The following is a 12,624-nucleotide window of genomic DNA, read 5'->3' as shown; positions in this document are numbered from 1 at the left end:
CGGCCAGTGTACCCGGCCAGGCGACGTGATGCAGGCTCACACGAAATCGGGGGCGATCAGCCTGGGCAGCATCAGGACCAGGTCCGGATAGAGGATCAGCAGCAGAATCACGCCCAGCATGACGGCCAGATACAGCAGCGTGGTGCCGAGGGCCTTGAGCAGCGGGATGCCGCCGATCTTCGCCGAGATCATCAGGCAGAGCCCATAGGGCGGCGTGATCAGTCCCAGGCCCAGTGCCATGACGCCGATGACACCGAACTGTACCGGATGGACGCCGGCCTGCATGGCCAGGGGCTGGAAGATCGGTGCCATGATGGCCATGGCCGGCAGGGAGTCCATGAAGGTGCCGATGACCAGCATGACGGCGGTCATCAACAGCAGGAGCATCACGGGATCGCTGATGTTGACGCCGGCCATCAGCTTGGGGGGAATCTGGTAGAAGCTGATCAGATAGCCGAAGATTGCCGCCCCGACGAGGCTGAACAGCGACAGTGAGCACAGGCGCACGGTGTCGGTGGAGGCATCGAGCACCTTGGCGAGGTTGAGTTCTCGATAGACGAGGGTGCCCAGCGCCAGGGCGTAGAGGACGGCGATCACGGCCGCCTCGGTGGGGGTGACCAGCCCCAGGGTGATGCCGCCGATGATGACCACCGGGATGCCGGCGGCCAGCAGGCCGTCCTTGCTCGAACGTGCCAGTTCGATCAGCGAGGCGCGACGGCGGACCGGCACCTGGTAGCGACGCACATAGCCGACGTTGAGCGCCAGCTGGGCCATGCCGATCATCACGCCGGGCAGGATGCCGCCGAGGAACAGGCCGGCGATGGAGGTGTTGGTCAGGGCACCCCAGACGATCATGTTGATGGAGGGCGGAATGATGATGCCCATGACCGACGAGGCGGCAGTCACGGCTACCGAGAAATGGCTCGGATAGCCCTCGCGCTGCATGGCCGGGATCAGCACGGTACCCACGCCGGCGCTGTCGGCCGTCGAAGAGCCGGAGACGCCGGCGAACAGCATGCTGACCATCACGTTGACATGTGCCAGGGCGCCCTTGAAGTGACCCACCAGGCGCATGCACAGGGTGATCAGCCGGTCGGTGATGCGGGCGGCGTTCATCAGGTTGCCTGCCAGCAGGAACAACGGTACGGCGAGCAGCACGAACGAGTCCATGCCGTTGTACATGCGTTGAAACATGACCCAGTAGGTCAGGCGCGGGTCGAGCAGGATCATGCCGGCGGCGGTCAGGACCAGGGCCATGGCGATCGGCACTCCGGCGATGATCAGCACACCAAGCAGGCCGAACAGCAGCCAGGGCAGGATGAAGACGGCATCCATGGGAATCATGGCGTTCTCCCGTCGGTGGAGGAGAGAGAGGCATCCAGTTCGTTGCCGTGTTCAGCGTGCGCTTCAAGCGCTTCCTCGACGGCGTCGGGCGTGTCGAGGTCGATCTCCATGCGGGGCATGCCATCGAGCAGGGCGTGCAGCAGCCGCTGGGCGCTGAACAGGATGATCAACAGGCCGCTGACGCTGAAGGCAGAATAGACGTAGATCATCGACAGCCCAGAGGCGGTGGCCTCACGCCGCAGGCCGGACAGGGCGAATTCCTTGCCATGGATGACGAAGAGCAGGCCGACGGTCAGGCAGGCCAGGTCGCGAATCCAGCGTGTCACCAGGCTGGCCCGCGAGCCACGGGGGAAGGCCTCCAGGACGAAATGATCGGCATGCAGCACGCCGATGGCGGTGCCCAGCATGATCATCCACTGGAAGGCAAAACGACTGAATTCCTCGGTCCAGTACAGGCGGGGCATCAGCGGCAGGTTGCGGCTGACGATCTGGTAGACGATCAGGGCGATGAAGCCGAACAGCAGGGCCAGCAGGAGCCAGTGAAGGCAACGCTCCAGGCCACGATTGAGGCAGGTCAGGCCGTGCAACAAGCGTCTCATGGTGGGGTCTCCCGAAGGCGTGATCCGGGGCACCAGGCGCCCCGGCAAGGGCTCATTCGACGTTGGCGATCTTCTGGCGCAGCTCGGTCAGTCCCATTTCCTCGACGACTTCGGCGAGCGGTTCACTGACGATCTCCTGCATGCGTTCCCGGTCCAGTTCATGCAGGGTGGCGCCTTCCTCGACGAGCAGCTCCAGAGCCTCGGCATCCTGCTCTAGCTGGACCTGACGTGCATAGCTCGCGGCCTCGTGGGCGGCTTCCATCACGGCCTGCTGCTGGCTCTCGTCGAGGCGGTCCCAGGACATCTGCGACATGGTCAGCAGGCGTACCGTGATGTCGTGCTCGGAAAGGCCGATATGCGGGGCGACTTCATGGAAGCGCATGCGGTGGATCCACTCGGCCTCGTTGAGCAAGCCATCGATGGCGCCGAGCTGCAGGCCCGTGTAGATCTCCTTCCAGGCCATGACCGTGGGTTCGGTGCCCAGGGCCGACCAGGCGGCGATCAAGGGCTTGGTCGGGTTGGTGCGCAGCTTCATGCCTTGCAGGTCATCGAGGCTCTCGAGCGGACGGCTGCTGACGATCTGGCGCTTGCCGCCGCCGAAGAAGGCCAGCACCTTCACGCCGGTTTCGTCCGTGATCCGGTCGGCGATCTCGCGACCCACGTCGCCATCGAGCACGGCTTGCCAGTGCTCCTGATCGCGATACAGGAAGGGAATGGAAAAGACATTGGCGGTCGACGAGAAGTCGGTGATCAGGCCGGGATTGATGATCGACAGGTCCAGCGCGCCGGCCATCTGCTGCTCGAACATCTCGGTTTCATGACCGAGTACCGAGTTGCCCATGATCTGGACCCCGATGTCACCGTCACTCTTGTCCTCGACCAGTTCCTGAAAGCGGGTCGCGCCGAGATGGTAGGCGGTGTCTTCGGTACCGCCGTGGCCGAAGCGCAGTTCCACGGCCTGGGCGAGGCTCGTTGCGCCGAGTGCCGCGATCAGGGTGGCGCCGGTGATGAGGTGCTTGAAGACGTGTCTTGACTGTGTGCGTGTCGTGAGCATGTCGTTACCTCTTGATTGTTATGTGTTGCCTGATGGGATACCGCCGGGCCGAAAGACGGTGGCGACGCCCTGGTGCCCGGCCGGTCAGGGCGCCGTCGTGGCGATGTCATGAGTGCGTCGGCCCAACCTCGTTGACCGGACTGGGCGGTTGCTCGCCGTTCAGGGCGGCGAGGATGTTGGCGACCGCGCGATCGGCCATGGCGGTGCGCGTTTCATGAGTCGCCGAGCCGATGTGCGGCAGCGCCACGACATTGGGCATGTGGCGCAGCGGAGACGTCTCGGGCAGAGGCTCGCGCTCGAAGACATCGAGGCCGGCGGCGTGCGGCGTGCCCGTGCGCAGCGCTTCGATCAGCGCCGCTTCATCGACCACCTTGCCGCGGGCGACGTTGACGAAGATCGCCGAGGGCTTCATCAGCGCGAATTCCCGGGCACCGATCAGGTGGTGCGTGTCGGCGTTGAGGGGCACGGTGACGCAGACGATGTCGGCCTCGGCGAGCAGGGCATCGAGTTCGCGGTGCTGGGCACCGAGTTCGGCCTCGAGTTCGGGCTTGGGCGAGGCGTTCGAATACAGCACCCGCATGCCGAAGCCCAGTGCACCACGTCGCGCGATGGCGGCTCCGATGCGGCCGAAGCCGACCATGCCGAGCGTCTTGCCGTGCACGTCGGTGCCGAACCACTCCTTGCCGATGCTCTCGTGCCACTCGCCGCGCTGGACCATCCCGGCCAGTTCGATGGCGCGGCGGGCAGCGCACATGATCAGCAGGAAACCGGTGTCGGCAGTGGTCTCGGTCAGCACGTCGGGCGTATTGCACAGCAGGATGCCGCGCCGGGTCAGCTCGTCCACCGGATAGTTGTCGTAGCCCACCGAGATGCTGGCGATGGCCTCGAGATTCGGTGCCCGGTCGAGCAGCGCCGGGGTGATCGGCAGGCTGGCGCCGACCAGGCCGTGAGCGTTGACCAGGGCATCGAGGAAGGCGGGATCCTCGGCGCTGTCGATCTTCGGCAGGTAGTCGACCCGGAAGTCGCGCTCCAGTCGTGCGAGCTGGTCCTCGTTGAGCGGGCGATATACCAGAATGCGCTTGGTCATGGGGAATTCCTCCGGGAGATCTAGCCGAGGGCGGCTTCGAGGTATGCAAGGCGGTCGCGATGGGGCAGGCCCTCCATGTCACCCGGGACCTGCACGGCCTCGGCGCCGATCAAGCAGCCTCGCTGCAGGGCCTGGCGCGGCGCGCCGCCATCGAGCAGGGCGCTGATCACACCGACCGCGAAGCCGTCGCCTGCGCCGACGGTATCGACCACCTCGGCTACCGGAATGCCGGGAACGCTGAAGGCCTGCTCTTCGCCGCCGAGGCGACCGCGATAGTAGCCGCCTTCCGGGCCGAGCTTGAGGAAGATCGCCTCGGCACCTCGGTCGAGGTAGAAGCCGGCGATGTCATGGGGCGTTTCCAGGCCCGTCAACAGTCGTCCCTCGGCGAGCCCCGGTAGCACCCAGTCGGTATGGGCGGCCAGGTCGTTGAGCGTCTCGCGCATTTCGCGCTCGCTGGACCACAGGCTGGGGCGCAGGTTGGGGTCGAAGGACAGGCTGGCGCCATGGCGACGTGCCTCGCCGAGCAGGTGCCAGGAGAGTTCGCGGCAGCTCGGCGACAGCGCCGGCGGAATGCCGGTGGCGTGCAGGTGCCGCAAGGCCGGGAAGTCGACCTCGCCGGCATCGGCGGTAGAGAGCCGACTGGCGGCGCTGCCCTGGCGGCGATATTCGACGCGGGGATCGGCACCGTCCAGGGCGCGTTCCTTGAAGACAAGCCCGGTGGCATGGTCGGCATCGGTGATCAGGTGACGGCAGTCCAGGCCCTCGTGTTCCAGGGTGGCACGCAGGTAGCGGCCGAAGCTGTCGTCGCCGACGCGACTCAGCCAGCCGACATGAAAGCCCAGGCGTGCCAAGCCGATGGCGACGTTGGTGTCGGCCCCGGCGATGCGTCGCTGAAAGCGCTCCACCTCGGCCAGGTCGCCGGTCGTCTCGGCAACGAACAGGGTCATGGCCTCGCCGAAGGAAAGAAGCTCAGGGGAGGAAGATCGTGTCATGGTCGTGTCTCGTCACAAGTGGCGTCGGGGGCCTTGTTGCCGGGGCGGCATGTCGAGGCCCGGGGTATCAGGGTCGGGATGAAGCGCTCGTGTCGGGGCTCGGGCGTGGTGCGTCCGGCCTGGCGGGCACGCAGCCGATCGACGGCGGCCTGGCCGATGGCATCGGTCGGCTGAGCGAGCGTGGTGATGCCGGGCGTGACCAGTTGGCACCAGTCGAGCTCATCGATGCCCATCAGGCCGATCTCGCCGAGCGGCACTTGACGGGCCTGGAGGGCTCGGGTCACCGCGAGCGTGACCTGGCCGTTGCCGCACAGAATGGCGGCGGGTTGCCGGGTCGAGGCAGCGAGGAAGTCGCTCAGCCCATGGTCGAGGCGGGTCGTGTCGTCGAGTTCGGCTTGCAGGATGTCGCCCTCAAGCCCTCGCGCGGCGCGATTTGACTCGAAGCGTGCCAAGCGCGCTTGGCGTGAACTGGCTCGGGCTGGCGGTTCGGTGACGAACAGTACCCGGCGGTAGCCGCGTTCGGTCAGGTGGTCGAGGGCTATGTCGATGGCCTGGTCGTTGTCGAGCCCGACCTCGTCGGCATCAATGCCTTCCAGGGAGCGGTCGAGCAGCACCAGGGGCAGGCCGCCGCCGGCCAGTTCGGCCAGGGCCTCGCCATGGCGACCGGCGGCGTTCACGATCAGTCCCTCGATCCGGTATGAGGTCAGCAACGCCAGGTTCTGGCGTTCCAGTGTCGGATCGTTATCGGTGTTGCAGACCATCAGCGACAAGCCTTGTCGGCGACAGGCCTGTTCGACGCCATGCATCACAGCCACCGAAAAGGGGTTGCGGATATCGGCGACCAGCATGCCGACCAGGCCCGATGGGCCACCCTTGAGGCCGCGGGCCATGGGGTTGGGCTGGTAGCCGAGGCGCTCGGCGGCCTGGGCGATTCGCTGCTGCATGCTGGCAGAGAGACGCTCTCGCTCGCCACTGTAATAGCGGGATACGCTGGTCTTCGAGACGCCGGCGTCGCGGGCGACTTCGAGGATGGTGGCGGGGCGTGACGACGCGGGCATGGTGTTTCCGTATTGAATGGGAACGTTCCCATCGTAGGCAGCGCGTGCCGCTGGCGGCAAGGTTCTCGGTGCTAGACAAAGGTCGAAAGGCGGGGTAACGCGCTGATTGGAAACGAAAGCGGGTAGTGCCCGCGAGCATGGGCGGCCCGGGGCGAGCGGTCGTCACAAGACCGGCGGTTCCGCGTCGATCAGTTCGCCATGGCCTGCGCCTGGGTCAGACGCGAGATCACGGTGGGTAACTGGAACATGCTGGTGATGGAGATGGCGCCTTCGGGCGTTTCTTCGACATCCGGGAAACGGTTGAGGTGAATGACCGTCATTCCGGCGGCCAGTGCAGCCTGAACGCCAACGATGGAGTCGTCGATGGCCACGCAGTCTGCCGCGGCGAATCCCATCATGCTGGCGGCATGGAGATAGAGGCAGGGGTCGGGCTTCCAGCATTGGGCGTCATAGCCACTGAACAGGTAGTCGCCGAAAAGCTCGTCCAGTCCGGTGGCTTTCAGGGAGGTCCGAATCTTGTTCTCCGGCCCATTGGAGACCACGCCCATGGGAATCGACGCGAGTACCGCCAGCGCCTCGGTGGCGCCGTCGATCGGCTTGAGGTCGGTGGCCAGGCGACGGTTGAGGTTGGCGCGCATTTCCCGCTCGAGGGGCTCGAGGCGTTGCGCGTCCACGTTGCCATGGCGACGCTCGAGTTCAGCGACGATGTGCCGGAAGCGCGCACCGCGAAACTCGCCGATGTAATCGCTGGCCTGGAAGGGCAGGCCCACGGCGTTGAGGCTGGTCGCCATCTCGTCGGCCAGCAGGGGTTCGCTGTCGACCAGGGTGCCATCGCAATCGAAGAGCAGGCAGAGAGGACGCATTGTCACCGAGCCTCTGTGGGAATGTTGGAAAGCGAACACGCTGTCCTCGCGGGTCAAAGTGTGCTCACTGTCAATTAAAGACCATGTGACGCGCTTTGTGAACAGTGTTCTTCAACTGTTCATCATCCTTGCACCGAGTGTCGCCGATTCGCGAAACGTCACTACCCTGGCGAGATGGGGAGCCTCAGCCAATCCTCGAAGGGTCTGGAGTGCGACTCGCAGGCCGCGTAATAGACCAGACGCAGATGACGATCCTCGTCCAGCGTGAGGGTCATGTGTTCGAAATCGAGCGTGCCGATGTCCGAGGTGAATGGTGGGCGCTGGGCAGGATTCGCCGGTATCTCAGCGAGCGGTGCGTGCGCAGTTCTCGCGGTAGCGCGTGGCATTGGTGCCTACTGCCAGCTTCTTGGTGACGGTGTGGTAGTAGAAGGCGATGGCGGGACGGTCGTCTCTCAGGTAATCGCCGCAAAGACCGTAGCCCTTGTTCACCGTGCGCAGGTGGCTGATCTCTCCCTTGTCGTGGGTCTCGAGGTGCTCGGCGATACGGGTGGCGATATGGGCGTCGCGCTTGGCATCGGATACTGCCTGGCTGCCGAAGATCAGGCCGGCGATGAGCAGGATGGCGACGACGGGAATCCATAGGTTGTGCATGGTGGATCTCTGAGGAGGACCCACCGGCGCGGGGGCCGGTGGGTCGAGGGGCTCACTTCACCCGCGGGTCCAGTTCGCCGCGCTCGTAGCGCAGGAACATCTCTTCGAGGTTGATCGGCTTGATCTTCGAGGCGTTGCCGGCGGTGCCAAAGGCCTCGTAGCGGGCCTTGCAGACGTCCTTCATGGCCGCGGTGCTGGCCTTGAGGAACTTGCGCGGGTCGAACTCGGCAGGGTTCTCGGCCAGGAAGCGGCGCACCGCACCAGTGGAGGCCAGGCGCAGGTCGGTGTCGATGTTGACCTTGCGCACGCCGTGCTTGATGCCTTCGACGATCTCTTCGACGGGGACGCCGTAGGTCTCGGGGATCTCACCGCCGAACTCGTTGATCACCTCGAGCCATTCCTGGGGCACGGAGGAGGAGCCGTGCATCACCAGGTGCGTCTCCGGGATGCGGGCATGAATCTCCTTGATGCGCTGGATGGAGAGGGTGTCGCCGGTGGGCGGACGGGTGAACTTGTAGGCGCCGTGGCTGGTGCCGATGGCGATGGCCAGGGCATCCACGTGAGTGGCCTTGACGAAGTCGGCGGCCTCTTCGGGGTCGGTGAGCAGCTGGTCGTGATCGAGCTTGCCCTCGGCGCCGACGCCGTCCTCTTCACCGGCCATGCCGGTTTCCAGGCTGCCCAGGCAGCCCAGCTCGCCCTCGACGGAGACGCCGCAGGCGTGGGCCATCTCGACGGTGCGCCGGGTGACGTCGACGTTGTAGTCGTAGCTGGTCGGCGTCTTGCCGTCCTCACCCAGCGAGCCGTCCATCATCACCGAGGAGAAGCCGAGCTGGATGGAGCGCTGGCACACGGCGGGGCTGGTACCGTGGTCCTGGTGCATGGCCACCGGGATATGCGGAAACTCCTCGATGGCGGCCAGGATGAGATGGCGCAGGAAGGGGGCGCCTGCGTACTTGCGGGCACCGGCGGAGGCCTGGATGATCACCGGAGAGTCGGTCTCGTCGGCGGCTTCCATGATGGCGCGCATCTGTTCGAGGTTGTTGACGTTGAAGGCCGGAACGCCGTAGCCGTGTTCGGCGGCGTGGTCCAGCATCTGGCGCATGCTGATCAGTGCCATGTTTCGTACCTGTCTAGCGTGACGGCGGCGCCGTCCTGGGACGGCGCCGCACCGAGAGTCGATCGTTTAGAATCCGCGTAGTGTATCAGGCCTTGTCGGCCGCGGCTTCCAGGGCAGCCACGGCGGGCAGTGTCTTGCCTTCCACGTATTCAAGGAAGGCGCCGCCGCCGGTGGAGATGTAGGAAACCCGGTCGGCGATGCCGTACTTGTCGATGGCGGCCAGGGTGTCCCCGCCGCCGGCGATGGAGAAGGCCGGGCTTTCGGCGATGGCCTGGGACAGCGCCTCGGTGCCGCGACCGAACTGGTCGATCTCGAACACGCCGACCGGGCCGTTCCACAGGATGGTGCCGGCGGCCTTGAGCTGCTCGGCCAGGCGCCCGGCGGTGTCGGGGCCAATGTCGAGGATCATCTCGTCATCCTGCACTTGATCCACCGGCTTGATTTCGGCAGTGGCGCTTTCGGAGAACTCGGTGGCCACCACCACGTCGCTGGGCAGCGGGATCTCGACCTTGTTCATCAGGGCCTTGGCCTGCTCGATCAGGTCGCTTTCATGCAGTGACTTGCCGACGTTGTAGCCGGCAGCGGCGATGAAGGTGTTGGCGATGCCGCCACCGACGATCAGGCGATCGCATTTCTCGGCCAGGGCGGTCAGCACCTCAAGCTTGGTGGAGACCTTGGAACCGCCGACGATGGCCGTCATCGGGCGGGCCGGCGTGGCCAGGGCCTTCTCGAGGGCGCTGAGCTCGTCGGCCAGCAAGGGGCCGGCGCAGGCCTCGGGCGCGAAGCGTGCCACGCCATGGGTAGATGCCTGGGCGCGGTGAGCGGTGCCGAAGGCGTCCATCACGTAGACGTCGCAGAGTGCCGCGTACCGCTTGGCCAAGGCCTCGTCGTCCTTCTTCTCGCCGCTGTTGAAGCGGACGTTCTCGAGCAGCGCGACTTCGCCGTCGGCGAGCTCGACCTCAGTGTCGAGGTAGTGCTTGACCAGGCGCACGCGACGCTCGAGCAGCTCGCCGAGGTGATCCGCCACCGGGGCCAGCGAGAATTCCTCGGCGGGCTCGCCCTCGGTGGGGCGTCCCAGGTGGCTCATCAGCATCACCCGGGCACCGGCTTCCAGGGCCGCCCGAATGGTCGGCAGGCAGGCCCGCAGGCGGGCATCGCTGGTCACCTTGCCGTGCTTGACGGGTACGTTCAGGTCCTCGCGGATCAGGACACGCTTGCCGCGGAGGTCGAGGTCGGTCATCTTGCGCACGTTCATGGAAGCAGATTCCTCGTCTGGGAAGCCGAAGGGAGTCAGGCGTTGGGAGGTGGCACCGGGCCCAGCCTGGCGATCCGGCCGGCGACATCGAGCATGCGGTTGGCGAACCCCCACTCGTTGTCGAACCAGCACAGCATCTTGATCAAGCGGCCGCCGGCCACTCGGGTCTGGGTGGCGTCCACGATACCGGAGCGTGGGTCGTGGTTGAAGTCGATCGAGGCCATGGGCTCCTCGGTATAGCCGAGCAGCCCGGCCAGCCGGGTGTGGCTCGCCTCACGGAGCAGGGCGTTGACTGCTTCGGCGGTGGTGTCGGTGCGTACGCACAGCGACAGGTCCATGGCCGAGACGTTGATGGTCGGCACGCGCACGTGCAGGCATTCGAAGCGCTCGGCCAGGTGTGGCATCAGGCGGTTGATGCCTCGGGCCAGCCCGGTATCGACGGGCACGATGGACTGCATGGCCGAACGCGTCAGGCGAAGATCGGTCTGGTGGTAGGCGTCGATCACCGGCTGATCGTTCATCGCCGAGTGGATGGTGGTGGTCACGCCGTGTTCCAGGCCCAGCGCCGCGTCGAGCTCGGTCAGTACCGGCACCAGGCAATTGGTGGTGCAGGAGGCGGCGGAGACGATGCGGCACGTCGCCGTCAGGTCGGCATCGTTGATACCGGTGACGATGGTGGCGTCGACATCGCTCTCGGCGGGCTGGGAGAACAGCAGTCGGCCGGCGCCGGCGTTCAGGTGGCGCTCGGCAGTGGCGCGATCCTTGAAGCTGCCCGAGCACTCGAGTACCAGATCGATGTCGAGCGCGTCCCAAGGCAGTTGGTCTGGATCGGGTTCCGACAGCACCCGGATCGGGTGGCCATCGATGATCAGGCGGTCGCCATCGACCTCGACCTGGCCGGGGAAGCGGCCATGGGTGGTGTCGTAACGCGTCAGGTAGGCAATGGTGTCCAGCCCCGACAGTTCATTGATGGCCACCACCTCGAGGTCGGACTCGCGTCGCTCGATGAGCGCGCGCAGTACGCACTGGCCGATGCGGCCGTAACCGTTGATGGCGATGCGGTGAGCCATGGAAAGCCTCGAATATGCTGGCGCCGGAAAAACTCGAGTTCGCGATTCTAGCGCAAATCCGGTCGGGCGTCCCGGAGCCGGGACTGGACGCGCTCGCCTGGCTTCGGCAGTCTGTGGCGGGCTACCCGCATTCGATGGCCGGGCCTGGGACGGGGCACTGAGGCTGCCACGAACGATGCCTGTACTCGTCGACTTCTCGTACAAGTCCTAGGCTAGATGGTGCATCCCTGTTATCCGTCGAACCACCAAGGAGAGGAAACGCACAATGACTGATATTACACGGCTGCTCGGCGATGAAGCGGACAGCCTGCTGAATCACGAGTGCCGGGGCGTGCCGGCCGAGTCGATCCACAAGCCGGGCCCGGACTTCATCGATCGCGTGATGGCGGACAGTGATCGCAGCCCTCAGGTGCTGCGCAACCTGCAGGCTATCTATAACCATGGCCGTCTGGGTGGCACCGGCTATGTCAGCATCCTGCCGGTCGACCAGGGCATCGAGCATTCGGCGGGTGCCTCGTTCGCCCCCAACCCGCTCTACTTCGACCCCGCCAACATCGTCGAGCTGGCGATCGAAGGGGGCTGCAACTGCGTGGCTTCGACACTCGGCGGCCTGGCCTCGGTGGCGCGGCGTTATGCCCACAAGATTCCGATGATGGTGAAGCTCAATCACAACGAGACGCTGACCTATCCGGCGGTCTACGACCAGACGCTGTTCGGTCAGGTCGAGCAGGCGCACGCCATGGGCTGCGCAGCGGTGGGCGCGACCATCTACTTCGGCTCGCCCGAGAGTCGCCGCCAGATTACCGAGATCAGTGAGGCCTTCGAACGGGCTCATCAGCTGGGCATGGTCACGGTGCTGTGGGCATACCTGCGCAACCCCGAGTTCAAGAAGGATGGCAGCGACTATCATGTCGCTTCCGACCTTACCGGCCAGGCCATCCATATGGCGGCGACCATCAAGGCTGACATCGTCAAGCAGAAGCTGGCGGAGAACAACGGTGGCTATCGGGCCGTCGGCTTCGGCCATACTCACGACAAGGTCTACGACGAGCTGACCTCCGACCATCCCATCGACCTGGCGCGCTACCAGGTGGCCAGTTGTTACATGGGGCGTATCGGCCTGATCAACTCGGGTGGCGGCTCCAAGGGCCATTCCGATCTCGGCGAGGCGGTGCGTACCGCGGTGATCAACAAGCGTGCTGGCGGCATGGGCCTGATTTCTGGCCGCAAGGCCTTCCAGAAGCCCATGGCCGAGGGCGTCGAGCTGCTCAACGCCATCCAGGATGTGTATCTCGACGACAGCATTACCATCGCCTGAGAAAAGATCCGATCTTCTGAGGCGTAAGTCTCGGTGACGCAAAGGGCGCGGCCAGTTGGCCGCGCCCTTTCATTTTCCCTGAGCGGCCAGGCGTGCTCAGTCCTCGGCGTCGTCGAGCATTTGCTCGGCCTCGTCGACGACGTTGTCGACGGGCAGTCTCTGGTACACAGCTCCGAGCCCACGAGCCGCTAGGCGATCTCGTATGACGTCGTCTGC

Annotated in this window: 12 protein-coding genes; 1 reads left to right on the top strand and 11 read right to left on the bottom strand. The window is 65.4% G+C overall.

The window, feature by feature from the left end; genetic code table 11:
• Positions 1-36 precede the first annotated feature (36 nt).
• The 11 genes from HSDC_RS15750 to HSDC_RS15700 all read right to left on the bottom strand — a co-directional run bounded on the left by HSDC_RS15750 (position 37) and on the right by HSDC_RS15700 (position 11,090).
• The gene (locus HSDC_RS15750; RefSeq protein ID WP_064700911.1) at positions 37-1,344 is read right to left on the bottom strand and encodes a TRAP transporter large permease; all 1,308 of its coding nucleotides are present in this window, start codon (positions 1,342-1,344) and stop codon (positions 37-39) included.
• A complete protein-coding gene (locus HSDC_RS15745) occupies positions 1,341-1,943 on the bottom strand; it encodes a TRAP transporter small permease (RefSeq protein WP_064700910.1) in 603 nt (200 codons plus the stop codon). Before HSDC_RS15745 ends, HSDC_RS15750 begins: the two co-directional genes overlap by 4 nt.
• A gap of 52 nt (positions 1,944-1,995) precedes the next feature.
• The gene (locus HSDC_RS15740; protein ID WP_064700909.1) at positions 1,996-2,997 is read right to left on the bottom strand and encodes a TRAP transporter substrate-binding protein; all 1,002 of its coding nucleotides are present in this window, start codon (positions 2,995-2,997) and stop codon (positions 1,996-1,998) included.
• Between the two features lie 106 nt (positions 2,998-3,103).
• Complete coding sequence (locus HSDC_RS15735) at positions 3,104-4,084, bottom strand: 2-hydroxyacid dehydrogenase (RefSeq protein WP_064700908.1); 981 nt, start codon at positions 4,082-4,084, stop codon at positions 3,104-3,106.
• Positions 4,085-4,104: 20 nt separating this feature from the next.
• The gene (locus HSDC_RS15730) at positions 4,105-5,076 is read right to left on the bottom strand and encodes a sugar kinase (protein WP_064700907.1); all 972 of its coding nucleotides are present in this window, start codon (positions 5,074-5,076) and stop codon (positions 4,105-4,107) included.
• Positions 5,073-6,134, bottom strand: a complete 1,062-nt coding sequence (locus HSDC_RS15725; protein WP_064700906.1) for a LacI family DNA-binding transcriptional regulator — start codon at positions 6,132-6,134, stop codon at positions 5,073-5,075. The genes HSDC_RS15730 and HSDC_RS15725 overlap by 4 nt, the downstream gene beginning before the upstream one ends.
• Positions 6,135-6,322: 188 nt before the next feature.
• Entirely contained in the window at positions 6,323-6,997 is a 675-nt protein-coding gene (locus tag HSDC_RS15720) for an HAD family hydrolase (RefSeq protein WP_064700905.1), read from the bottom strand.
• A 342-nt stretch (positions 6,998-7,339) separates the two neighbouring features.
• Positions 7,340-7,648: a hypothetical protein gene (locus tag HSDC_RS15715; RefSeq protein ID WP_064700904.1), complete on the bottom strand. Its 309-nt coding sequence runs from the start codon at positions 7,646-7,648 to the stop codon at positions 7,340-7,342.
• 52 nt (positions 7,649-7,700) lie between these two features.
• Entirely contained in the window at positions 7,701-8,765 is a 1,065-nt protein-coding gene (gene fba / locus HSDC_RS15710) for a class II fructose-bisphosphate aldolase (RefSeq protein ID WP_064700903.1), read from the bottom strand.
• An 85-nt stretch (positions 8,766-8,850) separates the two neighbouring features.
• Complete coding sequence (locus tag HSDC_RS15705) at positions 8,851-10,020, bottom strand: phosphoglycerate kinase (RefSeq protein WP_064700902.1); 1,170 nt, start codon at positions 10,018-10,020, stop codon at positions 8,851-8,853.
• Positions 10,021-10,055: 35 nt separating this feature from the next.
• Positions 10,056-11,090, bottom strand: coding sequence for a type I glyceraldehyde-3-phosphate dehydrogenase (locus tag HSDC_RS15700; protein ID WP_064700901.1), 1,035 nt, complete (start codon positions 11,088-11,090; stop codon positions 10,056-10,058).
• 265 nt (positions 11,091-11,355) lie between these two features.
• On the opposite strand from HSDC_RS15700, the gene HSDC_RS15695 reads away from it, so the two are divergent.
• Positions 11,356-12,408: a class I fructose-bisphosphate aldolase gene (locus tag HSDC_RS15695; protein WP_064700900.1), complete on the top strand. Its 1,053-nt coding sequence runs from the start codon at positions 11,356-11,358 to the stop codon at positions 12,406-12,408.
• The last annotated feature ends 216 nt before the right edge of the window (positions 12,409-12,624 follow it).

It is taken from the genome of Halomonas caseinilytica (assembly GCF_001662285.1).
Taxonomy (GTDB): domain Bacteria; phylum Pseudomonadota; class Gammaproteobacteria; order Pseudomonadales; family Halomonadaceae; genus Halomonas; species Halomonas caseinilytica.
The sequence above is the reverse complement of the archived record's forward strand: the minus strand, read 5'-3'. Positions and strand labels throughout refer to the sequence as shown.